Origin of the sequence: Sneathiella sedimenti, from assembly GCF_017313765.1 — a bacterium.
Taxonomy (GTDB): domain Bacteria; phylum Pseudomonadota; class Alphaproteobacteria; order Sneathiellales; family Sneathiellaceae; genus Sneathiella; species Sneathiella sedimenti.
Window position 1 is genome coordinate 533,572 of sequence record NZ_JAFLNC010000002.1, and the last position, 22,774, is coordinate 556,345.

Annotated in this window: 21 protein-coding genes and 1 tRNA gene; 11 read left to right on the top strand and 11 right to left on the bottom strand. The window is 54.1% G+C overall.

Annotated features, from left to right (window positions below):
- Positions 1–192 precede the first annotated feature (192 nt).
- The 4 genes from J0X12_RS07675 to J0X12_RS07690 form a co-directional block, all read right to left on the bottom strand.
- Entirely contained in the window at positions 193–1,173 is a 981-nt protein-coding gene (locus tag J0X12_RS07675; protein WP_207043844.1) for a hypothetical protein, read from the bottom strand.
- Between the two features lie 12 nt (positions 1,174–1,185).
- Positions 1,186–1,782, bottom strand: coding sequence for a hypothetical protein (locus J0X12_RS07680; protein WP_207043846.1), 597 nt, complete (start codon positions 1,780–1,782; stop codon positions 1,186–1,188).
- A gap of 302 nt (positions 1,783–2,084) precedes the next feature.
- Positions 2,085–2,522: a VOC family protein gene (locus J0X12_RS07685; RefSeq protein ID WP_207043848.1), complete on the bottom strand. Its 438-nt coding sequence runs from the start codon at positions 2,520–2,522 to the stop codon at positions 2,085–2,087.
- Between the two features lie 232 nt (positions 2,523–2,754).
- Positions 2,755–3,651 carry an alpha/beta fold hydrolase gene (locus J0X12_RS07690; RefSeq protein WP_207043850.1) on the bottom strand — a complete coding sequence of 299 codons (897 nt, stop codon included), beginning with the start codon at positions 3,649–3,651 and terminating at the stop codon, positions 2,755–2,757.
- A gap of 238 nt (positions 3,652–3,889) precedes the next feature.
- On the opposite strand from J0X12_RS07690, the gene J0X12_RS07695 reads away from it, so the two are divergent.
- The 3 genes from J0X12_RS07695 (at position 3,890) to J0X12_RS07705 (ending at position 7,105) form a co-directional block, all read left to right on the top strand.
- Positions 3,890–4,999, top strand: coding sequence for a dimethylsulfoniopropionate demethylase (locus tag J0X12_RS07695; RefSeq protein WP_207043852.1), 1,110 nt, complete (start codon positions 3,890–3,892; stop codon positions 4,997–4,999).
- Between the two features lie 319 nt (positions 5,000–5,318).
- Positions 5,319–5,903 carry a hypothetical protein gene (locus J0X12_RS07700; protein WP_207043854.1) on the top strand — a complete coding sequence of 195 codons (585 nt, stop codon included), beginning with the start codon at positions 5,319–5,321 and terminating at the stop codon, positions 5,901–5,903.
- Between the two features lie 203 nt (positions 5,904–6,106).
- Positions 6,107–7,105 carry a restriction endonuclease gene (locus J0X12_RS07705; protein WP_207043856.1) on the top strand — a complete coding sequence of 333 codons (999 nt, stop codon included), beginning with the start codon at positions 6,107–6,109 and terminating at the stop codon, positions 7,103–7,105.
- Between the two features lie 101 nt (positions 7,106–7,206).
- On the opposite strand, the gene J0X12_RS07710 is transcribed toward J0X12_RS07705, so the two are convergent.
- The 3 genes from J0X12_RS07710 to J0X12_RS07720 form a co-directional block, all read right to left on the bottom strand.
- Entirely contained in the window at positions 7,207–7,752 is a 546-nt protein-coding gene (locus tag J0X12_RS07710) for a recombinase family protein (protein WP_207043858.1), read from the bottom strand.
- 369 nt (positions 7,753–8,121) lie between these two features.
- Complete coding sequence (locus J0X12_RS07715; RefSeq protein ID WP_207043860.1) at positions 8,122–8,589, bottom strand: hypothetical protein; 468 nt, start codon at positions 8,587–8,589, stop codon at positions 8,122–8,124.
- Positions 8,590–9,052: 463 nt separating this feature from the next.
- Positions 9,053–10,057: an AAA family ATPase gene (locus J0X12_RS07720; RefSeq protein ID WP_207043862.1), complete on the bottom strand. Its 1,005-nt coding sequence runs from the start codon at positions 10,055–10,057 to the stop codon at positions 9,053–9,055.
- Between the two features lie 307 nt (positions 10,058–10,364).
- Between J0X12_RS07720 and J0X12_RS07725 the strand changes: the two genes are divergently transcribed.
- On the top strand, positions 10,365–10,670 hold the full coding sequence (locus J0X12_RS07725) for a hypothetical protein (RefSeq protein ID WP_207043863.1): 306 nt from the start codon (positions 10,365–10,367) through the stop codon (positions 10,668–10,670).
- Between the two features lie 43 nt (positions 10,671–10,713).
- On the opposite strand, the gene J0X12_RS07730 is transcribed toward J0X12_RS07725, so the two are convergent.
- The 3 genes from J0X12_RS07730 to J0X12_RS07740 form a co-directional block, all read right to left on the bottom strand.
- Positions 10,714–12,066 carry a tyrosine-type recombinase/integrase gene (locus J0X12_RS07730; RefSeq protein ID WP_207043866.1) on the bottom strand — a complete coding sequence of 451 codons (1,353 nt, stop codon included), beginning with the start codon at positions 12,064–12,066 and terminating at the stop codon, positions 10,714–10,716.
- Between the two features lie 75 nt (positions 12,067–12,141).
- Positions 12,142–12,218: transfer RNA gene (locus J0X12_RS07735), tRNA-Pro, on the bottom strand.
- Between the two features lie 112 nt (positions 12,219–12,330).
- Positions 12,331–13,353 carry a polyprenyl synthetase family protein gene (locus tag J0X12_RS07740; RefSeq protein WP_207043868.1) on the bottom strand — a complete coding sequence of 341 codons (1,023 nt, stop codon included), beginning with the start codon at positions 13,351–13,353 and terminating at the stop codon, positions 12,331–12,333.
- A gap of 115 nt (positions 13,354–13,468) precedes the next feature.
- Between J0X12_RS07740 and J0X12_RS07745 the strand changes: the two genes are divergently transcribed.
- The 7 genes from J0X12_RS07745 (at position 13,469) to ppdK (ending at position 21,458) form a co-directional block, all read left to right on the top strand.
- Complete coding sequence (locus tag J0X12_RS07745) at positions 13,469–13,687, top strand: putative signal transducing protein (protein WP_207043870.1); 219 nt, start codon at positions 13,469–13,471, stop codon at positions 13,685–13,687.
- 2 nt (positions 13,688–13,689) lie between these two features.
- On the top strand, positions 13,690–14,499 hold the full coding sequence (locus J0X12_RS07750; RefSeq protein WP_207043871.1) for a tRNA1(Val) (adenine(37)-N6)-methyltransferase: 810 nt from the start codon (positions 13,690–13,692) through the stop codon (positions 14,497–14,499).
- Positions 14,500–14,543: 44 nt separating this feature from the next.
- Positions 14,544–15,407: a S49 family peptidase gene (locus J0X12_RS07755; RefSeq protein ID WP_207043873.1), complete on the top strand. Its 864-nt coding sequence runs from the start codon at positions 14,544–14,546 to the stop codon at positions 15,405–15,407.
- 32 nt (positions 15,408–15,439) lie between these two features.
- Positions 15,440–15,661 (top strand): hypothetical protein, encoded by a 222-nt coding sequence (locus tag J0X12_RS07760; protein ID WP_207043875.1) that lies wholly within the window; start codon positions 15,440–15,442, stop codon positions 15,659–15,661.
- 88 nt (positions 15,662–15,749) lie between these two features.
- On the top strand, positions 15,750–16,643 hold the full coding sequence (locus J0X12_RS07765) for a glycine--tRNA ligase subunit alpha (RefSeq protein ID WP_207043876.1): 894 nt from the start codon (positions 15,750–15,752) through the stop codon (positions 16,641–16,643).
- Positions 16,644–18,701: a glycine--tRNA ligase subunit beta gene (glyS, locus tag J0X12_RS07770; protein ID WP_207043878.1), complete on the top strand. Its 2,058-nt coding sequence runs from the start codon at positions 16,644–16,646 to the stop codon at positions 18,699–18,701.
- Between the two features lie 78 nt (positions 18,702–18,779).
- Positions 18,780–21,458: a pyruvate, phosphate dikinase gene (gene ppdK / locus J0X12_RS07775; protein ID WP_207043880.1), complete on the top strand. Its 2,679-nt coding sequence runs from the start codon at positions 18,780–18,782 to the stop codon at positions 21,456–21,458.
- 52 nt (positions 21,459–21,510) lie between these two features.
- On the opposite strand, the gene apbC is transcribed toward ppdK, so the two are convergent.
- Positions 21,511–22,632, bottom strand: a complete 1,122-nt coding sequence (gene apbC / locus J0X12_RS07780) for an iron-sulfur cluster carrier protein ApbC (RefSeq protein WP_207043882.1) — start codon at positions 22,630–22,632, stop codon at positions 21,511–21,513.
- Positions 22,633–22,774 lie beyond the last annotated feature (142 nt).

Sequence of the window (22,774 nt, forward strand, 5' to 3'; positions counted from 1 at the left end):
TTGAGGGCAAACCCAGGTTGTATAAGGTTTTCGAAGGTCTTTGAGGCCACAAATGGGAGGGTCTATCCCGGCGTCACCTCGCTTCAAAGGTTTGCAGCAGTTTAGGACCGGTTACCTTGGCTTGGACACAGCGGTCCGCGCCTAAGATGGCACCCCACATCAGAGTAATTAATTGCCCAACTCTCTCGATTGCTAGCTCGCGGACTCCGCCTGGTTCGCCGTATTATAAAGGCCGATCAGCTTCTCATTAGTCAGCAGCTTGCTGAAAAAGCCGCCATCTTCCTTCTCTTTTGGCGTAAACACGGCCTTCACCCAGAAGGACTTGTCGGTGGCAAGAGAAAACCGGCCCGGGACAATGCCGGTGACCCAGCCATTGTCGTGGAGCACATAACGGCTGTCGTCCGCGAATCCTTCGGTGCTGTCCTTTACGGCACTGATACGGACCTCGAACTTGTCGCCCTCCAGAATCCGGTCCATGACGAAGGTGACAACGCTGTAATCCTCCATGTTCCCGGATACGGCCGGACCGCCGGTCGAGACAGCGTGGGAGAGGATGTGGCTGCGGAATGTTCCGTAATCGCGCGCCCTTGCCTCATCTAGCTCCTCCATGGCGTTAAGCGGAACAATATAGGTTTCCACCACGGGGTCTTCCGCGCGGGCATAGCCCCATTGGTGGCCCTTCAGAATAACCTTGTCGTCGATGATCTCATAGTCGGCGACGAAGGATACCCCGAGCCGACGACCCGTCGGATCAACAAGGATCAGGCGTGCGCCGAGACGGTTAACGTCCGGGGCGTCTTCGGGGCGAAAGAAGTCGTTGATCTGGACATTCTGGACGCCGAACCCGGCAAGATTGCTGTTTTCATCCGTGGCTATTCCGGCGCTGCCGACCAGGCTGAATTGGGCATCAATAGTTTCCGGTTCTTCGTTCTTCAGGCGCAGGACTGTTGCCGCGACGGTGGATTGAATGTGCCACGGGATTTCCTGGGCATTCAGGTCCACCACATTGATAACGTCTTTTTTAGAGTCCTCACTTGAGCCGAATGGGTTGCTGATAATGCTACCGACCGAGTCAGACACGCTGCCTTCGCAGCCCGCGAGGAGAAGCGGAGCCAACAGGGCGGCCACCGTCAGGAAACGCCGGCTGGAGATCAGATGCAGTGTCATTTTCATATCATTGCCCTCCTAATTGCCGCTTCGGCCAGCAGCCTGGTTCGCAAGCGCTTTGGCAACGGCGTCCCGTACTTCCGGCGTTGCATAATCGAGATATCGCTGGGCGACTTCCGGATCGCGCAGCGCGCCCTGAACGGCCCTGTTGATCAGGTCCTGCTTTTCCTTTTCCTCGTCTTTCGCCTCAACATTCGTCATAACATCGGGGTTGGAGGCACTCCAAAGCCCCGTCTGGGCTTCCTCGGGCGTTGCCGTCGTCTTACTGGCGGGGCTTTGCGGTGAGAAAAATAAAGGAAGAGTTACGGTGTAGAGGAAATACATCGCAAACTCGATCATCATGCGCTGAAAATAGGCAAGGGTGTACGACGCTGTTAAGGTCAGGGTTGCCCGGGCTCTCATCCGAGGCGGTAATTGATTGATGAGCGGCGCAAAAAAGGTGCTGACGAAAACATAATTGACCAATAATACAGTCGTGAACAGGGTTGGTTTTGAATAGGCGGAAATCGCGTTGAGGATAACTATCCCGCCTCCGTCGCCGCCGCTAGCCGCTGCGAAGCGCGCTGGCATGGACAGCATTACAAAAATCAACATGACAGTGACAAATTTTCGCATTTGCAATCCCTCTCTATGTTGTATTTCTAATATTAGGCGGCGAAAGTAATTGAGTCAAATTTTCATACAATACTTTCCTGTTTTAAAATCCAGATTTAATCTCAAATTCAAATCCGCAAATTTTTACTTGTCAATCGGGAGTGGTAATAGGAATTGCGCTGAAATTATTCGTATGGAGTAAAATTTGAATTATCGGCGAGTACGCATTCGGCGGAAAATACGGCGTAGTCAGGGCTTGCGTCGCTGCAGGGCGGGACGTTCGTTCCCAGCAAGAGGATCTGTCAGTTAGCCGCCAACTGAGCTCAGCTCCACTCCGCGAGTTCGACGGTGATCCCTTCCGGACCGGTGATAAAGAAAAGCTGGCGACTGTGGAAGTTTTTAAGCTCGCTCCTGACTTCGACCCCCTTGGACTTAAGCCGGCGGACCATGGCTTCCGCCTCCTTCACCGCGAAGCAGATATGATTGAATCCGAGCTTGTCGAGGCGCGGGTCGTTCTTCGCCATCGTCGCTGCCTCCGGCGTGCGGAAATGCAGCACTTGTACCTCGAACCGGGGCGAGACGCCCGGAACGGCGAGAGTTACATGATCCGCGTCGATATCCGGGACGCCCATATAGCTGCTGAAAGGCTCGTCCTTGATGACCACCCTTTTATCCTCCTCAAAGCCGAGAAGGGCGAAAAAATCGATCGCCGGTTGAAGGTCGCGCACGGCGACGGTGACATGGTCAAAATGGGTAATCATCTCTTTTCCTTATCAGTTGGGAAGACAACTGTGCAGGCTATCTCTGCGTCTACTCCCGGAATTGGTCCAACTTTCAGATGTGCCGTTCCCGCTTACTGGCTGCAAATTGCGTAAACAATACTCGCCGGGGATGATAGTACGACGAGGCTTTTCCGCTATCAAGTGTTTGGGGGAGGGGGCGCTCTCGTTTTCACCCATTGAGAGCAGCCACATGATCGGTCGTGGTGATACCCTAGCAATTCTTGCTTAAACGCCGAGCGTCCAGGACGGCGGTGACCCAGTCTATCGGCTGTTCCTGGGGAAGATTATGCCCGATATTTGCAAAAATCCGATGTTCGTGGGGACCGGTAAATTTTCTTGCATGATGGCCGGTGCCGTAATTCACGCCGTCTGCATCCCCGTCTATGGTGATTGCGGGCACGGTGATGTCAGGCTGCGCGGCCAACCGTGCCTCAATATCGGCAACGGCCGGGTCCCCGGGCACCAAGCCATAGCGATGCCGGTAGGAATGGATGACAACGTCAACGAAGTCCGGATTTTCAAAGGCGGGCGCCATCTGGTTAAAGGTTTCTTCGTCAAAGTTCCATGTAGGCGACCACATTTTCCACAGGAGATGCGCGATGCCGTTGCGATCTTCCGCGAGGCCGCGACGCCCGCGCTCTGAATGAAAATAATACTGATACCACAAGCTGGCTTCGACAGCTGGTGACGCCGGCTCCAGGGACCGGGCAATGTTCTGGATATTATAGGAATTTCCCGAAATCAGGGCGACAACGCGTTCGGGCCATAGCGCCGATACAATGCAGGCGGCGCGTCCACCCCAGTCATAGCCGCCAACAATGGCCCTCTCGATTTTTAGCGCATCCATTAAGGCGAGCAGGTCAAATCCGAGTGCCGCCTGCTCACCTGAGCGGAGTGTTTCCCGCGACAGGAATTCGGTAGGGCCATAGCCGCGGAGGAAGGGAACAATCACGCGCGCGCCTGCGTCGGCCAATCGGGGCGCTACTTCGGAATAAACGTGAACATCATAGGGAAATCCATGGCACATGATGGCAGGCCAACCGTCGGCTGGTCCATAGTCATAATAGGAAATCTTCAGGACGCCGGCATTGATAGTTTTCAGTTCCATAAGCGAGAGCTTTCTCCTGTTCTTTGCACTCTAGCCTAATCCAAAATCCAGATAGTGTCATGATCGCGGTTTTGACCTGTCCAATCGAAGAACGGATCGGGGCGAGTGGGTATGAGTCCTTGACCCCGCCGTTCCGGTACGCCCGAAAACTCCCTGTGGATATATCAAGAAAAAACTAATATAAACAATCGCTAGGTCGTGCTTGCTTGCGACGGTCATGTATTGGGAAGGATAAGCCATGAATTCACCGGTGCTCTCGATCTCCCGGCGAACCCGCCAGACGCCATTTACGAACCGGGTGACGGAGAACGGGGTGAAGGCTTATTCCGTTTATAACCATATGCTTCTGCCCACCGTGTTTGACTCGGTCGAGGCCGACTACCGCCACCTGAAGGACCATGTCCAGCTATGGGATGTAGCCTGTGAGCGGCAGGTCGAGGTCCGCGGTCCCGACGCCGCCCGGTTGCTGCAGATGCTGACGCCGCGTGACCTCGGCACGCTGCAGGTCGGGCAGTGCTATTACACGCCGATGGTCGACGAGACCGGCGGGATGCTGAACGATCCACTGACCCTGAAACTGGCGGCCGACAGGTACTGGATCTCGGTCGCCGACAGTGATTTGCTATACTGGATCAAGGGGCTGGCATATGGCCTGCGGCTTGAGGTGGATGTTGACGAGCCCGATGTTTCCCCGCTCGCCATTCAGGGGCCGAAGGCGGATGACCTCGCGGCGCGGGTGTTCGGGGAAGCCGTGCGCGATATCCGGTTTTTCCGATTTGCCAGATTGCCGTTTGAGGGGCATGAGTTGATTGTCGCCCGGTCGGGATACTCGAAACAGGGCGGCTTCGAGATTTATGTAGACGACTCGGATCTGGGTGAGCCGCTCTGGGACGCGTTGTTTGCGGCGGGCGCGGACCTTGGCGTGCGGGCCGGGGGGCCGAACCTGATTGAACGGATAGAAGCCGGGCTCCTTTCCTACGGCAATGACATGACGCGGGAAAATACGCCCCATGAATGCGGGCTTGGAAAATTCTGTCAAACGCAGTCCGCGATTGGCTGTGTCGGGCGGGATGCGCTGCTTCGTGTCGCCGTCGAGGGCCCGATCCGGCAAATTCGCAGCCTGTCGATCGCGGGGGAGGCGGTGCCGCCCTGCACCGGTCCGTGGACTGTCTTCGCGGGCAGGGAAAAGGTTGGCCGCGTGACCTCGGCGGCCTGGTCGCCGGATTTTGAAACGAATGTGGCAATCGGAATGATCCGGATGACTCATTGGAATCCTGGCACGGAGGTCGAGGTCGACACCCCCGACGGCATGAGACCCGCAACCATTAGGGACAGCAGCTTTATCTGACGCTGTTTAAATCACGGGCTTAAAGATACTGAGAGAGAAATGGTCGGGGTGAGAGGATTCGAACTCTATTTACTTAATCTATTGATATTATGTTCATAATTATAATCATATGTAAGGGTTTTACCGGAGTGAGGCTACCTTACATGTCCTTTAAGCGTTCGTCCACATACTTTAAGAACCCATCGGCTTATTTAGTTTTGGGGTATTCATAATGGACTCAGGTAATGCTAGAGCTTTATTTAGATAAATGAGAGATTCAGTATTTAGCATAAATTGAACCTTTGATATGGGCGAACTGCTTAACTCAGGGACAACAAGTATGAGTACGGCAAATGATCAGCATAAGGAGTTTGCTTTGAGTGCACATCCTCAAAGCTGGTTCATTGTAGCTGACAATCTTCACAGTCAAGCGTTCAAGTTATATGGCCAGCGCGGTATGTCATATTATAGTTTGCGTATAGGAGATGAGGTTCGCCGCTGGGATGCCATAAGCAAGTCTGTTTTTCTATTATGTGGATTCGCGCTGGAGAATGCTATTAAAGCTTTCCTTGTGTTTGAGAATCCGCAGTGGGTGTCTAATGGAAGGCTTGCAAAGCAGTTGAAAAATCACTCACTTACTGAGCTGTCTAGTCTTAGTGATACGATCCCATATAAATATAAGTACAATCGCATACTAAGAGTATTCGAAAGTGGTCTTGAAAGTTGGGCTCGGTATCCGTGCACACTTACCATTGACACTCTAAAAGAAGAACCTCAAAACTTGGAAGAAGTATGGCCAAGCTATTGTAAACTAATTACCGCTTATGGACGAAGACTTGAACGGCTCTTGGGAACTGAGTGGGTCGGCCCACATGGGATCACAGGCTCAGTTGAAACCTCGGGCCATTTTTTCAGCATAAAATAGAATATGTCTTCATGCATCATAGGGTTTGATAGCGAACACTATTATGACCTAGTTTGGGCGATACTTTGCCTTGTCGATCTCGAATCGCGCAGTTCTTGTGATCGAGACACGTGTCGTTGTGCTAAGAATTTGTTTCGATATTGTGGCTCGATAACATCCATAACTTCGGTGCCTTTTCGCAGCCAAGCCTTTGAGGAAAAACAATGACAATGACCAAAAAGGTAATTAGGGCGAACATACACAGGTATATTAAGAGTGGGAAGTTGGTCGCTGTTTATGGTGCGGTTAAGGGCGTGGGTGTAACTGTGCTCGAGTTATCCGATGATATGACCGCTATCACTAAAATACGAACTCCTAAATACCTACAGTACAGCAAACTAGCTCCGACAAAATATTTGCTCGAGATTGAGGAGACGCCTCTGCCTGACAATATGCGATCAATCCACCGCATAAGAACTTTGACAGAGGCCGATACGGAAAAAAAACGTTGGGCGAAAACAGAGTCACTTGAAGACTTACCTGTATCACCTCATGAGGAAGTTACAGAAGAGGAATTAGTTTGGGCAGGGAAAAGGGAAGGTAATCTATTTTGCAAAGCCGTTTTAGTATTGGTTTCTGGTGTAACAGCATATTGGGCATACTCTGGTCTCTCTGAGAATGGCTACTATAGTTTATATTGGTTGTTAGCCACAGCAATTGCTGGCTGGTTTTGCATTGTAGTTCCTTGGAAGTTCTCTAAAGCGCCAAAGGAAGAAAAACTTGCTCAGTTGAAGGAGTATAAATCATGGCTTCGGCAAAAGGCTAGTGATCGTGACTTGGCCTTTTTAACAGACTTTGAGAGATCTCTAAAAGACTATTCTACTTGGAAAAATCTGTCTCCTATGGAGTTTGAATTTGCGATATCACTTAGGCTGAACAATGAAGGCTATAGTACTAAGGTTACGCAATACTCCAATGATGGTGGTATAGATTTGGAAGGCTTTGATAATCATGGCAATCCAGTAATTGTGCAGGTAAAACAATTTAATAACAAAGTAGGTGTTGCTGTGGTCCGGGAGATGATTGGTATCAGAAAGAATCGTAATGAAAATCCGAGGACAATTATTTATTCACTATTAGGATTTACTAGGGGGGCTATAGATTTGGCTCAGAAGGAAAATATTGAGCTGCGAAATATAAAAGCAGAAATACTAGATGTATAATGGAATGTTTTATCCTTAAGCGGCCCCTAAATACTTAACCAGTAAAAAAACAGTGCATCAGGGGTCCCCACAATGATCACAATACAATTTTGCCAGTGTAGTCAGTATTTCAAGATACGATAAACTGAAGCTCTGCCAATCCCAAGTTCTTTGGCGATCTCAGTAGGTTTCTTCCCTTCACGTACGAGCTTATTCACTTCATCCGCTTTCGCCCTCGCAGTAGGTTTCCGCCCCTTGTATTTCCCTTCACTCTTAGCCTTGGCTATACCCTCTCTCTGTCTTTCCAGCATGATCTGTCTCTCAAACTGGCTAACTGCTCCGAGTAGGTTTAGCACAAGCTCTCCAGTAGCATTGCTTGTATCTATCCCGAGGTTGAGAATTTGTAGGTGAGCGCCCTTGGCCTTTATGGCCTCAACGATTTCCCCAAGGTGCCTCATAGAGCGGGCTAGGCGGTCTAACTTGGTTACCACCAGGCTATCGCCCTCCCTTAGGTAATCAAGGGCCTGTGAGAGCTCCTGACGCTCTTCTACAGACGATACCTGCTCCTTGTAGACCTTCTCGCAGCCGTGAGCCTTAAGCTCCTCTAACTGGGCTTCGAAGCCCGCGACCTGTTCAAGAGTCGACGTTCTTGCATAACCAACCTTCATGATCACATAATCCCCGCATGTACCAATAGATTCAAGACTATGTGAGATTATTGTCTCAAATGTCAAATACTATTTATATGAGACACTATCGGGATGCGATTAAACTGTATCAATAGGGCAGGAGCCAATGGGAATGCACAATGCTCAATATTGCTAGTGCTAGAGAGTTCCCTTAAAACGCCGAATAACGCCTCTCGCGTTGTATCGCCACCGGTGATCACTGGGCGAGCAAGGCATAAACACGGTACCTTGCTGACACCTTACTGCCCAATGTTTGCCGCGTGACTCAGTCCCTAATATGGTAAGCCCTTCTTCCGCACACAACTTGATGCACTCTCTAAAATGCTTACGCATTTTGTTACCCTCCCCCTAGCCGCGAAGATCGTTGGCGAACTTCCAACCACCTTCCCCTGGAAAGTTAATATAGATGTCGCGCCAAGCATTACGACTAGTGTTATTGGCGACCTTTCGAGCAAATTCTGATGGCGTCACACTGTCTCCATTGAAGAGCAATTTTTCATGATGAACTTCAGCATAATAATGGGTGCCGCGATAGGTCATACGTATGCGTGTTCCGTTAGGTAAGAACACTTTCTGCCATTGAAACCCCCTGTTAGGATTTCCGTATTTGTCCAGATATTCTTCATCCTGTTGCTCGGTGTGTTTTTCTATATATTCCGCCGACCAAATATTCGGATCTCCTTCAGTTGCCTCAAGAAATCCCTCAATCTGATTTTCAATGTAGTTCGCCACATTGGCACGCCCTGAGCGCCGAACAAGTTCAGCATACAAGTCTACATGGAGGGGGACGTAAATGTAATCTGTTGGCTGCGTCATGATTGATCTCCATTGCTGTTAATAGTCCATAATAGAACTGTAAATAGCAAAAAAGGAATATACTGTCAATAGGCAGATTGAGAACTGTGAATAGTAATTAATTCATGGCTGGCAAATCCAGTTAAAATTTGTGCTTGAAGTTTAGTCTGCAAAGTAAGATTTGGATATCATCTCGGCAATTTCTTGGGAGTCCAACGGCACTTAGCCTCACGCTAGGAAACCTTGTGTAGTTCTAATGAAGTAGGGGGGTATGGGGGAAACTGACAAATGGGCAAGAGGCAATATGCCCTCATGAGTTTTTCTGTTAAAAATAATCGGTTCCTACACTAAAGAAACTTTACTGTTTGTGACCTTCTAGAAGCCGCAGCTATCATAGAGTTTCCACGTTTCCTCCCTAGTAGAGTAAAGAAACATGGAAACTCCTGCTCCGGCTTAAGCACCGGAGCCCACAAATGAGCTGCAACTAAAAGTCATCTAGCCCTTCATCATCTTCTTTTACGCTCTTGGCTTCATCGAAACAGGTGTCGACCTCCTCCCTTGTTATCAGGTTTGCTTCATAGGCCTTCTTAAGCTGCTTCGACACCTCCCCCTTGGACCAGCCAAGGCCCTCGGCCACTTCTCTTTGATTGGTATAATTACGTGTCCGTATTGCCCGAGCGACATCATATGCTTTCCCTACCGCGAGTATATCGTAACTCCATCGACCATCTTCATCCAACTGGACGCCACGAGTTTCAGTCTCAGCCGACCTCATTCCCCTGTACTTCTGAAAGACCACCTTAAATGAGGCTCCGCCAGACGACTGGGCTCCTTCGGGCGCTTCTAGCATTATGTTTGAACTTAAGAGAACACTCAGGATTTGAGAGCCCCTATAACCATCACTATTTACACTATTCCCCTTCCGGCTATGGTGAACCATAATCGGGGTGCATCCCAGCCTTTTGATCTTTCTCAGGAGTTCGTTTACCGGACGCCATGCTGATGCATCATTTTCGTTCTCTACTCCAGCCAGCGTCGATAGATTGTCTAGGATGACTAAGTCTATCTTTTCATTCTTAATCCGATTGATGATCCTTTGATGGTCGTCTGGTTCCGCTAGATCGGGCCAGTTCACATTGTCCGCTTGACCTTGAAAGGGTAAAAAGGAAAGGTTCGAGCTTGCTGCCTTGAGGTCTAGATTTTCAATGGATCCTGAAAGCAATATAGCTCTATCCCTGAGATCACTCATATCCATCTCTCCGTCGACAATTAGAACTTTGCTACAACCGTCAGCTTTCCAGCCCAGGTATTCTCCGCCTCCTGCAACTGCGATAGCAATAGACATTGCAAACATGGATTTACCCACGCCGCTAGGGGCATAGATCATATTAATTTGCTGGTTTGTCAGCCAACTACCAAGCAATGGTTTGGGGTTAGGGATGTCAGTATTCATTAGTTCGCCCATGGTTTGATAGGTGAGGTCTGTCATATGCTTTTCCTTCTCTCTTTAAAGACAAACGCCCCACTTCAGCCAGCGAGAAAGAAGCTGACAAAAGTAGGGCGTTAAGAGCTCTAGCCAGTGATCAGGTGGCGAGCCGGGGTTAATGTATTAATTGAGCAAGGGCATTGTCGTGATCGGCTCCTTGTTCATTAGGAGTACATTCAATTTGTCTTCAGAATGAGTACGGCTAATAGTGGAGAACCTTGACTATGTGAATCACACATTGGTAGAACCAAGTCATTGATCGATTTTAAGTTTTACCGACGCGCGAAATAGAAAAGACTGAGGGAATGGAATGAGAAGGGTTTCTGTATTGTTGTGTAGTTTGTTTCTGACCGCTTGTGCTACTTCAGGCGAACCTCAGGACACTCACGGAGTAATCATTACAACCAATGTAGAGATCGCGAAATGTGAGCCGATTGGAAAGTTCTTTGGTCATAGCAGCGCCTATGGAGTGTTTGCAGGAAGCGGCTTTGCTGCTGCTAAAGAATCCGCTATGAAACAAGCGGCAGCCAATGGAGCAACCCATATAACTTGGGAAGAGGAAACAGTTAGATATGGATCAACAAGCGTTACTGGTATTGCAGGAAAATGTAGCTAGATAGTCGCGTTTGGTGCCAACTGACGAGTTTGTAAAGTCCTCCCTAGCTTTTCCATATTGCGCTTAGTTCCCCTAGTTCCGGATCAATCTTCTTGATGTACTCGAGTATCCTATCTTCGTCTTGATATCCTCTGTTATAGACAGAAGATGCTAGAGTAGGTAGGGAATGCCCCATTAGGCGCGCCCAGTGGATCGGATTGGTCCCAGCTTTTTCACAAGCAATGCTGAAGGCTCGTCTCAAGGAATGAAAATCTACTGGCTCGTCTTTTAGAGCTTCACGCCGAAGCCGGTTTATTACTTTCTGTAGTCGCTCGTATCGCTTGCCGCCTCGCTTAGCGGGTTTTACATCTGCGAAAATAGGGTGCTCCGGATCGGCGCTGCTGCGCCTTCTAAGCACATCTAATGCCTCCTCGCTTATGACAGGCATGACGCGTTCATTGTTATCGGTCTTTCCTCCAGTAATATGGAGCCAAATGCATCCTCTACCTTTGTCTACTTTAAGTTTTCCAGAGGTGAGACTACAGATATCTTCAGCTCGTACTCCAGTATGCCACCCTAGAATAATCATATCGATCATTGCTTGGCTATATTTGCTTGAAGATGCTTTTGCAGCCTCGATCCACACCTGAGCTTCCCTTTTTGTCAGCGCCCTTTTCTGTACCCTGCTTTCTCTGATGCTGCTAACGGTCCTGTATTGCCTTCGCCATATGTCAGTCTTTCCCTCCTCAATCAATTGATAATGGTCCAACCATTCCCAGAACCCGATTAACGCTGTAATTTTCTTTTTTAGTGTACGGACGGCTAGTAGTTTTCCCGTCTTGTTGCTTGGGGTTTCTTTAAGAAACGCTATGAACGAGCTGGCAGTATTTCTATCAATATCCTGTACTGGTATATCGTTACTCCAAGCTTTAAAGGCTTCCACGGTGGTCCTATAGTCGTCAACGGTATGGCCTTTTCGGCCATCTCTCATGATCTCGTTCAGCCAATTTTCGGCATGAACGGAAACAGGGACGGCTTGCTTGGTAGCAATCCTGTAATAAGCCTGTGCGGCTGTTAGGCCCTTTCGCTGCTCGTAAGCGGCCGCAAAATCACTAATGATAAAAGGATGCTCTTCATTCTTGGGATCATAGTCCTTGGCGAGCTCTAAGGGGTCTGGAATTTCGTTTTTATCGAGCGCTGCTAAAGCGGAGTTGATCTGACCTATTGCGTCAAGCTTTCGCTTGTTGGCTTCCGCAAGGTCCCTTGTCCCAAGGCCTCTAACGATTTCCTTCTTAATGCCTGAGGTGGACCCGAAATGCGCTGCGGCTTTCTTCTGGAGTCGTTTGGGGACGGTAACAACTACGGCCCAGCCTTTGCCGCGTTTCCTGAGGTATCTTGTGTTCATATCGTCGCTCATACATGTAAGGTTACAGTACAAATCCCTACACGTACAATCGAAATTATATGAATAACATCAATATCTTAGAAGAAATGGTCGGGGTGAGAGGATTCGAACCTCCGACCCCGTCGTCCCGAACGACGTGCGCTACCAGGCTGCGCCACACCCCGACCGTGCCGGCCCGTGTTAAGTTGGGCTCGGCGAGAGCAGAAGCGTTATAATCAGGTTTGGGCGAGTTCTGCAAGGGCGAAATGATGCCGCCGCCCAAATTCGCTTAAAAAATCAGAACGCCCGCTCGATGGAGAAATCGACGGCCTCCAGAAGCGCGTCCTTGATCTCGCTGTCCTCAAAGATGCCGAGGGCGTCTTTCGCCATGGCGCCGTAATGGCGGGCGCGCTCGATAGTGTCCTCAAGCGCGGTATGCTTGCGGATAATCTCAAGCGCACGCTCCAGGTCGCCATCCTGCTGGTCGCCGTCCTCGACAACCCGTTTCCAGAAGTCACGTTCCTCCGCATTGCCGCGGCGGAAGGCGAGGAGGATGGGAAGCGTTACTTTTCCTTCACGGAAATCATCGCCGATGGCCTTGCCGAGTGCCTGCTGTTCGGCGGAGTAATCGAGCGCGTCGTCGACAAGCTGGAAGGCGATGCCGAGATTGCGGCCGTAGCTCTCGAGCGCCTGGGCCTCGGCTTTCGGCCGGTTCGCGACCACGGCGCCCACCTCGCAGGCCGCGGCAAAGAGGGCGGCGGTCTTGGAGGAAATGACCTGCAGGTAGCTGTCCTCGGTGGTGCTGGTATCGCCGACATTCATCAGCTGCATCACTTCGCCCTCGGCGATGACGGCCGACGCGTTGGAGAGGATGGAAAGCACTTCCAGTGAGCCGTCCTCGACCATCAGCTGGAACGACCGGCTGAACAGGAAATCACCGACAAGGACGCTCGCCTGGTTGCCCCACAGGACATTGGCCGTCTCGTTCCCGCGGCGGAGATCGCTCTCGTCCACCACATCGTCATGCAGCAGGGTCGCCGTATGGATAAACTCGACACAGGCCGCGAGCTTCTTCGCGCGGTTCCCCTCATAGCCGCAGAGCCGCGCGGCGCCGAGGGTGAGGACCGGGCGCAATCGTTTGCCGCCGGCCGCGATCAGGTGCCGTGCCAGCGTCGGGATCAGCTCCACCTCGCTATGCATCCGTTCCAGGATAATCTCGTTGGTGTCAGCAAGGTCCGCGTCGACAATCTTGAGCAAGCGTTTCAGGGTCGCTTTTGCGGGCTGTTCTTTTCTTTCGTCCAGGTTTACGATAATGGCCAAAGCTGCCTCATTCAAAGGGTCGCGGAATCGTTTAAAAGGTTCGGGTGAGCATAGCTTAAGATGGCGTCGGGTCAAGTGATGGCGGTCATATCCGGCCGGGGATAAGGGGAATTTTGTGAAAGAACTGATACGGTGTAATGATCCGGTGCTGATCTCCTATATTCTTGCCTTGTTCGAGGACGAGGATATCGACGCCGTCGTGCTTGACGAGCATACCTCGATTCTGGAGGGGAGCATCAACGCGATCCAGCGGCGGATTATGGTAACGGAGGAAGATCACGGTCGCGCCAAGCAGATTCTCGTGGATATCGGCGAGGGAGAGGCGCAAGGCTGACCATGACGATCGATCATTCCGGTGGATCCGTCCGGGACGCGTCCTCCTATACGGAAGACCATTTCCTGGGCAACGCCCTTCATATCACCCAGCCGAGAGACGGGTTCCGCGCCGGATCAGACGCAGTGCTGCTGGCGGCGATGATCTCTGCCAGGGCGGGGGAGAGCCTGCTGGATGTCGGCTGTGGTGTCGGGACGGCAGGTTTCTGCGCGCTGAACCGCTTGCCGGATTGCCGGTTGTGGGGAATTGAGCTGCAATCGGAGCTGGCCACGCTCGCCCGGCTGAATGCGGAAAATAACGGCTTTGCAGAGCAGGCACGATTTGTCGAGGCCGATATCGGGGAGCGGGCCTCCTTCCGGTCAGAGACAGGGCCGGGTGACAAAGCGTTTCTGGAGGCGGGATTTGACCACGTTTTCACCAACCCGCCCTTTTATGGCAAGGGGCGAGCGCGCGTCGCCAAGACGGAAACCAAGACCCTCGCGCATATCGAGGGGAGCGTGGCCCTGCCCGAATGGCTGCAATTCTGCGTGGCACGGGCGAAATCGAAGGGGACGGTCACGGTAATCCACCGGGCGGACCGGCTCGGCGATATCCTTTCCGTCCTGCAGAAGGGATGCGGCCGGTTGAGGATCGTGCCCCTCTGGCCCGAGGCGGGGCAGTCGGCGAAGCGGGTGATTGTGCAGGGGATCAAGGGGGACAAGAGCCCATTGGAGCTGACCCGCGGCCTGGTGCTGCATGAAAAAGACGGATCGCCGACAGCGGCGGCCACCGCCATCGCCCGCAAGGGGGCGACACTACAATCTGTAATGTAACGAAAAAACTTGTACGGCGCGGTTAAATCCTTACCTTTACGGCCATGAAAATAGTCGACTTCCTCAAGAAAACGCCGCTTAAGCGGTTTTTCGAAAGATCGCCGCAGGTGGCCGTGTTGCCGCTCTATGGCGTGATTGCGCCCGGTGGCAACAAGCTGCGCGGAGAAAACCTCAATCTTGCCAATCTGGCGGAGCAGATAGAGACTGCATTCAAGACCAAGCATCTGTGCGCGGTGGCACTTGCGATCAACTCGCCGGGCGGCTCGCCGGTGCAGTCCTCGCTCATCTTCGACCGTATCCGCCAGCTTGCGGATGAGAAGGAGATCCCGGTTTATGCCTTCGCCGAGGATGTGATGGCGTCGGGTGGCTACTGGCTCGGCCTTTGCGCCGATGAGATCTATATCAACAAGAATTCTGTCGTGGGCTCCATCGGCGTTGTTTCGGCAGGGTTCGGCTTTCCGGGACTGCTGGAGAAGGTCGGTGTTGACCGGCGGCTCTATTCGGCGGGGGAGAACAAGGTCAAGCTTGATCCTTTCAGCCCCGAAAAAGAGGATGACATTCTCTGGCTCAAGAAAATCCAGGGCGATATCCATGACAATTTCAAGGAACTGGTGAAAACCCGGCGCGGCGAGCGGCTCAAGAAGCGCAAAGACAAGGAGCTGTTCTCCGGCGATGTCTGGATCGGCGAAAAGGCCGTCGATCTTGGCCTTGTCGACGGGATCGCCGATCTGCGATCCTTCTGCCGCGAGAAGTTCGGGGAGAAGGTCCGCTTTAACCGTGTCGAGGGGCGTCAGGGCTTCCTCGCCAAGAAGCTGGGCCTTGAGCAGCAGGCCATCGGCACTGACGCGGTTGAGGCGCTGATTGCCGCCGTCCGCAACCAGTCCGTCTGGGGCCGTTTCGGCCTGTGATTCGGGCGCGAAGGAAAGGGTAGGGTCTAGGGATGTTCTCACCGATCAAAATCATTCTGATTGTTCTCGTGCTGATTGGTGTGTTCTTCGCCCACCGTTTCTATCGCAACACGATTGCACCATCCCTTGACAAATCAAGGAAGAACGGGGAATTCAAGGGCCGGTCCTCCGACAAAATGCTCGATCTGGAGGAATGTCCGCGCTGTGGCGCGTTCGTTGCCGACCTCAATGAGCATAGCTGCAAGGATAAATAGCGCAAAGCTGGCTGAGGCCGGTTGACCCATCCGGTGCGGGGCTTTATGTTGCACCGCGAATTCTCTCAAAGCAGTGTGGTCTGTAATTATGGCGGGTAATCTGGCCTCCGCGCCGTCCAATTCCTTTCAGGACTTGATCCTGACCCTACAACATTTCTGGTCTTCGAAGGGCTGCGTGATATTGCAGCCCTATGACATGGAAGTGGGTGCCGGTACGTTTCACCCGGCGACGACCCTGCGCGCGCTCGGCCCGGAGCCGTGGAAAGCCGCCTATGTGCAGCCCTCGCGCCGCCCGACCGACGGCCGCTATGGTGAGAACCCCAACCGCACGCAGCATTACTACCAGTTCCAGGTTCTCCTGAAACCGTCCCCGGACAATATCCAGGAGCTGTACCTTGAGAGCATCTATGCCCTCGGGATTGATCCAAAGAACCACGACATCCGCTTTGTCGAGGATGACTGGGAGAGCCCGACGCTGGGCGCCTGGGGCCTTGGCTGGGAAGTCTGGTGCGACGGGATGGAAGTCAGCCAGTTCACCTTTTTCCAGCAGGTCGGCGGCTATGAATGCAGCCCGGTTTCGGGCGAGCTGACCTACGGGCTTGAACGTCTCGCCATGTATGTGCAGGGCGTCGATCGCATGTTCGACCTGAAATGGAACAGCGAAGGCGTCACCTATGGCGATGTCTTCCTGCAGAACGAGAAGGAATTCTCCGCCTATAATTTTGAGCATTCCAACGTAGATATCCTGCTCCGTCATTTCGAGGATGCGGAAATCCAGTGCCAGGAAATTCTGGCCGAGGGGCTCGCACTGCCGGCCTATGACCAATGCATGAAGGCGAGCCATATTTTCAACCTTCTCGATGCCCGCGGCGTCATCAGCGTGACCGAGCGTGCCGCCTATATCGGGCGGGTGCGGGCGCTGGCCAAGGGCTGTGCGACGGCGTGGCTCAAGGGCCGCGGCCATCTGGCGGAGGAGGCGTAAATGGCGGAACTGTTGCTGGAGCTTTTCTCCGAGGAAATCCCTGCACGTATGCAGAACAAGGCGGCGGATGATCTGGTCCGTCTGGTCAGTGCCGGGCTGAAAGACGCCGGGCTCGCATTCGAAAGCGCCCGTGGCTTTGCGACGGCGCGGCGCCTTGCGCTTGTCATCGAGGGCCTGCCAATTTCGCAAGAGGACACTTCTGAAGAACGGCGCGGTCCCCGTGTTGGCGCGCCGGACAAGGCGGTGGAAGGGTTCCTGAAATCCGCCGGGCTCTCCCGCGACCAGCTTGAGGAACGGGAAACCGAGAAGGGCAGCTTTTACTACGCCGTGATCGAGTCCAAGGGACGCCCAACGATTGAGGTCTTGCCCGCACTCCTGAATGCGGCGATCTCCGCCGTGCCCTGGCCAAAGCCAATGAAATGGGGCAGTTATTCCGCGCGCTGGGTGCGCCCGCTCCATAATATACTCTGCCTGTTCGACGGTAAGACGGTCCCTTTGAGCTGGGAGCATCTGACGGCCAATGACCAGACCTTCGGTCATCGTTTCATGGCGCCGGAGGCGATAACGGTGAAAGATTTCGCTGATTATCAGGCGCGTCTTAAAACCGCCCTTGTCGTGCTGGATGCGACGGAGCGAGAGAGAATTATCGCGGCAGATGCCGGTCGACTCGCAGAAGACGAGGGGCTGACGCTCATTGATGATCCGGCATTGCTGACCGAAGTGGCCGGCCTCGTTGAATGGCCCGAAAGCCTGATCGGCTCGATCGATACCAGCTTTCTTGAGGTGCCGCAGGAGGCCCTGATCTCCGCCATGCGCAGTCACCAGAAATATTTCTCGCTGGCTGGGAAAGACGGCAAGATGGCGCCGCGCTTTATCGTGGTGGCGAACCTCCGCGCGGAAGATGGCGGCAAGCTGATCACCGCCGGGAACGAGCGGGTGCTGAGCGCGCGCCTTTCGGACGCCAAGTTCTTCTGGGACAAGGACCGGGAGAAAACCCTCGAAAGCCGTGTGCCGGATCTCGAAAAAATCATCTTCCATGCCAAGCTCGGCACGGTGCGCGAAAAAGTGGAGCGGGTTATCAAACTTACCGCCGAGATTGCGCCCTATGTGCCGAATGCCGATGCGGATCTGGCTGCGCGGGCAGCCTTGCTTGCAAAAGCCGACCTGACCACCGAGATGGTCGGCGAGTTTGCCGACCTGCAAGGGCTGATGGGCCGCTATTACGCATCGCATGACGGGGAGAATGCGGCCGTCGCCACGGCGATTGAGGAGCATTATTCCCCCCTCGGGCCGAACGATAGCTGTCCGTCCGAACCGACAAGTGTCATCGTCGCGCTCGCCGACAAGATCGACACCTTGACCGGCTTCTATGCGATCAACGAAAAACCGACAGGATCGAAGGACCCCTATGCGCTTCGCCGCGCCGCGCTCGGCGTAATCCGGCTGGTGCTGGAGAATAATCTCCGTCTGCCGCTGCTGGAGATTTTCAAGAAGGCCGGCGCGCTGCAATCGGTGCCCGACACGTTGGATGCCAACGAGTTGCTGGCATTCTTTGCCGACCGGCTGAAGGTTCACCTGAAGGAACAGAACGTCCGCCATGACTATATCAGTGCCGCGTTCGGGCAGGGTGGGGAGGATGACCTTGTCCGCCTGATGGCGCGGGTTGAGGCGCTCTCAAACTTCCTTGGGTCAGATGACGGGGCGAACCTGTTGATTGCTTACCGCCGTGCGGCCAATATCCTCCGCATCGAGGAAAAGAAGGACGGCGTCTCCTATGACCAGCCGGTGGAGGAAGGGCTGCTTGCCGATCCCGCCGAGACAGCGTTGCAGGAACGGATTACGGAAGTTACTGGCCTTGTTTCCGGTGCGCTTGCCCAAGACGGGTTCGAGGCGGCGGGAACGGCTGCGGCGACATTACGAAAGCCTGTTGATGCGTTCTTTGACAAGGTCACCGTGAACGCAGAAGACAGTGCGCTTCGGGCGAACCGCCTGCGGCTTCTCTCCACCATCCGCAACCTGTTGGATCAACTCGCGGATTTATCGAAAATAGAAGGCTAATTTTTACTTTTTACGCGTATGAGCATCTGTATGACACTGAAAAGTGAGTGAATTTAACATCAGAAGGGCGATATCGAGATGACGAAGTGGGTATATTCTTTTGGCGATGGCAAGGCAGACGGCACAGCGGATATGCGCAATTTGCTTGGCGGCAAAGGCGCGAACCTTGCGGAGATGAGCAATCTCGGCCTTCCGGTGCCTTCGGGCTTTACCATCACCACGGAAGTCTGCACCGCTTACCTTGAAAATAACGAAACCTACCCTGATACGCTTGCCGGTCAGGTGGATGCGGCGATTGCCGAGATCGAGGCTTCCGTCGGCGGTGGTTTCGGCAATGCGGAAAAGCCGCTGCTCGTTTCGGTCCGCTCCGGCGCGCGCGCGTCGATGCCCGGCATGATGGATACGGTCCTCAATCTTGGCCTCAATGATGAAACGGTAAAAGGGCTGGAGGCACAGAGCGGCGACAAGCGCTTCGCCTATGACAGCTACCGCCGGTTTATCCAGATGTATTCCGACGTGGTGCTGGGCGTTGACCACTATCATTTCGAGGAACTGCTGGAAATCCTGAAAGAGGAAAATGGGTATCATCTCGATACCGATCTTTCCGCGGACGACTGGGAGCGCCTTGTCGGGCAATATAAAGCGAAGGTCGAGGAAGAACTCGGCCGGCCCTTCCCGCAGGATGTGCAGGACCAGCTCTGGGGCGCCATCGGCGCGGTGTTCAGTTCCTGGACGAACCAGCGGGCCATCACCTACCGCCGCCTGCATGATATTCCGGCCAGCTGGGGCACAGCGGTCAATGTTCAGGCCATGGTGTTCGGTAATATGGGCGATGACAGCGCGACGGGCGTTGCCTTTACCCGCGACCCGTCCACCGGCCAGAAGATTTTCTACGGTGAGTTTTTGGTGAATGCGCAGGGCGAGGACGTGGTGGCCGGTATTCGCACACCGCAGAACCTGACCAAGCAGTCCCGTCTTGATGCGGGCGCCGATGCCCCGTCGATGGAGGAAGTCTTCCCCGATGTCTTCGCCCAGCTTGTCGAGGTCTATAAAAAGCTCGAAGCCCATTACCGCGACATGCAGGATATCGAGTTCACGGTCCAGCAGGGCAAGCTGTGGATGCTGCAGACCCGTTCGGGCAAGCGTACGGCAAAGGCCGCCCTTAAAATTGCCATCGACATGGTGAACGAAGGCCTGATCGACAAGAACGAGGCGGTAAAGCGCATCGACCCGGCGTCTCTCGATCAACTTCTGCATCCGACACTTGATCCGGATGCGAACCGTAATGTGATTGCGCGCGGTCTGCCGGCCAGTCCCGGTGCGGCCTCCGGCCAGATCGTGTTCAACAGTGACGAGGCGGAATCGCTTGCCGGCGAGGGGAAAGCCGTCATTCTTGTCCGTATCGAGACGAGCCCAGAAGATATTCACGGCATGCATGCGGCGAAGGGCATTCTGACCAGCCGCGGCGGTATGACCAGCCATGCGGCCGTAGTCGCGCGCGGCATGGGCCGGGCCTGCGTCTCCGGTGCCGGATCGCTCAATATCGATTACAAGAACGAGACCCTCAGTGTGCTGGGCGAGACCTACAACAAGGGCGATATCGTCACCATCGACGGCGGCAGCGGCGAGGTGATGCTGGGCGCGGTCGACATGATCATGCCGGAACTCTCCGGTGAATTTGGCGAGCTGATGTCCTGGGCCGATGAAATCCGCCGGATGAAGGTGCGTGCCAATGCGGAAACGCCGCTTGATGCGGAAACCGCCCGGAAATTCGGGGCTGAAGGTGTCGGCCTCTGCCGGACCGAGCATATGTTCTTCGATGCGGAGCGGATTGTCTCCGTTCGCCAGATGATCCTGGCGGAAACGAGTGAGGAACGGCGCGCGGCACTGGCCAAGCTGCTTCCCTACCAGCGTGGTGACTTTATCGAGCTGTTCCGCATCATGGCAGGTCTGCCGGTGACGATCCGCCTGCTTGATCCGCCGCTGCATGAATTCCTGCCCAAGACTGACGAGGAAATCGATGAGCTTGCCGAAGCCCTCGGCGCGGATCCGGCAAAGCTGCGCCACCGGGCGCTGCAACTGCATGAGTTCAACCCGATGCTCGGCCATCGCGGCTGCCGTCTCGGCATTTCCTTCCCGGAAATATACGAGATGCAGGCCCGCGCCATTCTTGAGGCCGCGGCTGAGGTCAGCAAGGAGCTCGGCTCCACCGTGATTCCCGAGATCATGATCCCGCTGGTCGCAACCGACCGGGAGCTGGAAATACTGAAAGGCAAGATCAAGGCCGTTGCCGGCGCGATCCATGACGAGACCGGCAAGGAGATCGAGTATCTCATTGGCACGATGATCGAACTGCCGCGCGCCGCACTCCGCGCCGGTGATATCGCACGGGAAGCGGAGTTCTTCTCCTTCGGCACCAATGACCTGACCCAGACAACCTATGGCATCAGCCGGGACGACAGCGGCTCCTTCCTCGAGGATTACGTAAATCAGGGGATATATGAGACTGATCCCTTCGTCTCCCTCGACCAGGAAGGGGTGGGCGAACTGGTGCAGATTGCCGCCGATCGTGGCCGCGAAACCCGCGCCGATATCAAGCTCGGTATCTGCGGGGAGCATGGCGGTGATCCGGCAAGTATCGATTTCTGCGAGCGGGTCGGCCTCGACTATGTTTCCTGTTCGCCGTATCGCGTCCCGATTGCCCGGCTCGCCGCGGCGCAGGCCGCCCTCGGCCTGAAACGGGTCTCCGAAGCCTGATCGACTGAGAGTCCAGTCAAAAGAAAAGCCCGGATTTTTCCGGGCTTTTTTGTTACTCGATGACGATTTTCGGGCCGGAAGGGGCGCCGAGGCTGGCCTCGATCCTTTCCTGAACCTTCGCGGCAAGGGCGCGATAGATCTTGGCGTGGGCGCTGTCCGGCTCGGTGGCGGTGATCGGCGTTCCGGCGTCGGAAGTTTTGCGGATATCCATATGCAGCGGTACTTCACCGAGGAAATCGACGCCGAGTTCATTGGCGGTTTCATGGGCGCCGCCATGACCAAAGATATCCGACCGATCGCCACAGGACGGGCAGAGGAAATAGCTCATATTCTCGATAATTCCAAACACTGGCACATCGACTTTCCGGAACATATTCAATCCCTTACGGGCGTCAATTAACGCAATGTCCTGAGGTGTCGAGACGATCACCGCGCCGGTCAGCGGGACCCGCTGCGCCAGCGTCAATTGGGCATCGCCGGTGCCGGGAGGCATGTCGACGACAAGGACATCAAGCGTGCCCCAATCCACATCGAACACCATCTGCTGCAGCGCGCTCATGATCATCGGGCCGCGCCAGATCATCGGCGTGTCCTCCTCGACGAGGAAGCCCATGGACATGACTTTCAGGCCCCACTTCTCCATCGGGATCAGTTTCTTGCCATCTTTGGAGTCCGGCTTGCCTTTGAGTCCCAGCATGCGCGGGAGGGAGGGGCCGTAGACATCGGCGTCCAGCATCCCGACCTTCAGGCCCAGGGCGGCAAGGCCGAGCGCGAGATTGACGGCGCAGGTGGACTTGCCAACGCCCCCCTTGCCAGAGGCGACGGCGACAATCGCGGCAACGCCCGGGACATCCGGTTTTTGCGCCGGCTGCTGAGGTTGTTGCTGCTGTTTGGGTTGGGGGCGGGACGGCGCCGGTTGTGCGGCCTGTTCCGCCGTCAGCACGACGCTCGCCGATTTCACGCCGGGCAGGCCGAAGACCGCATCCTCGCATTTCCGGCGCAGGATTTCCATCTCGCCCGCGTCCTTCGGGTTGATTTCAAGCGCGAAACCGACATTGCCGTCCTTGATCACCAGACCGGCAATCATGCCGAGCGCCACCACGCTTTTGCCCGACTTTTCATCGATGATCTTATCGAGGCAATTGAGGATGATTTGCTCATTTATCGCTGACATGCTTGAAAACTCCGCTTCGGACACAAAATGGTAGGCATATAATAAAAAGTCTGCAGGATCACGGGTTGGGAGAAATAAAGCACCTCTCTTGACCGTGTTACGTTGCAGAATGTTGCAGGGTGTCATATAACGCGACTAGATA

Coding starts and splice junctions, on each gene's coding strand:
- J0X12_RS07675 (WP_207043844.1), bottom strand. CDS start 1,173: ATGAAAATGACACTGCATCTGATCTCCAGCCGGCGTTTCCTGACGGTG.
- J0X12_RS07680 (WP_207043846.1), bottom strand. CDS start 1,782: ATGCGAAAATTTGTCACTGTCATGTTGATTTTTGTAATGCTGTCCATG.
- J0X12_RS07685 (WP_207043848.1), bottom strand. CDS start 2,522: ATGATTACCCATTTTGACCATGTCACCGTCGCCGTGCGCGACCTTCAA.
- J0X12_RS07690 (WP_207043850.1), bottom strand. CDS start 3,651: ATGGAACTGAAAACTATCAATGCCGGCGTCCTGAAGATTTCCTATTAT.
- J0X12_RS07695 (WP_207043852.1), top strand. CDS start 3,890: ATGAATTCACCGGTGCTCTCGATCTCCCGGCGAACCCGCCAGACGCCA.
- J0X12_RS07700 (WP_207043854.1), top strand. CDS start 5,319: ATGAGTACGGCAAATGATCAGCATAAGGAGTTTGCTTTGAGTGCACAT.
- J0X12_RS07705 (WP_207043856.1), top strand. CDS start 6,107: ATGACAATGACCAAAAAGGTAATTAGGGCGAACATACACAGGTATATT.
- J0X12_RS07710 (WP_207043858.1), bottom strand. CDS start 7,752: ATGAAGGTTGGTTATGCAAGAACGTCGACTCTTGAACAGGTCGCGGGC.
- J0X12_RS07715 (WP_207043860.1), bottom strand. CDS start 8,589: ATGACGCAGCCAACAGATTACATTTACGTCCCCCTCCATGTAGACTTG.
- J0X12_RS07720 (WP_207043862.1), bottom strand. CDS start 10,057: ATGACAGACCTCACCTATCAAACCATGGGCGAACTAATGAATACTGAC.
- J0X12_RS07725 (WP_207043863.1), top strand. CDS start 10,365: ATGAGAAGGGTTTCTGTATTGTTGTGTAGTTTGTTTCTGACCGCTTGT.
- J0X12_RS07730 (WP_207043866.1), bottom strand. CDS start 12,066: ATGAGCGACGATATGAACACAAGATACCTCAGGAAACGCGGCAAAGGC.
- J0X12_RS07750 (WP_207043871.1), top strand. CDS start 13,690: ATGACGATCGATCATTCCGGTGGATCCGTCCGGGACGCGTCCTCCTAT.
- J0X12_RS07755 (WP_207043873.1), top strand. CDS start 14,544: ATGAAAATAGTCGACTTCCTCAAGAAAACGCCGCTTAAGCGGTTTTTC.
- J0X12_RS07760 (WP_207043875.1), top strand. CDS start 15,440: ATGTTCTCACCGATCAAAATCATTCTGATTGTTCTCGTGCTGATTGGT.
- J0X12_RS07765 (WP_207043876.1), top strand. CDS start 15,750: ATGGCGGGTAATCTGGCCTCCGCGCCGTCCAATTCCTTTCAGGACTTG.
- glyS (WP_207043878.1), top strand. CDS start 16,644: ATGGCGGAACTGTTGCTGGAGCTTTTCTCCGAGGAAATCCCTGCACGT.
- ppdK (WP_207043880.1), top strand. CDS start 18,780: ATGACGAAGTGGGTATATTCTTTTGGCGATGGCAAGGCAGACGGCACA.
- apbC (WP_207043882.1), bottom strand. CDS start 22,632: ATGTCAGCGATAAATGAGCAAATCATCCTCAATTGCCTCGATAAGATC.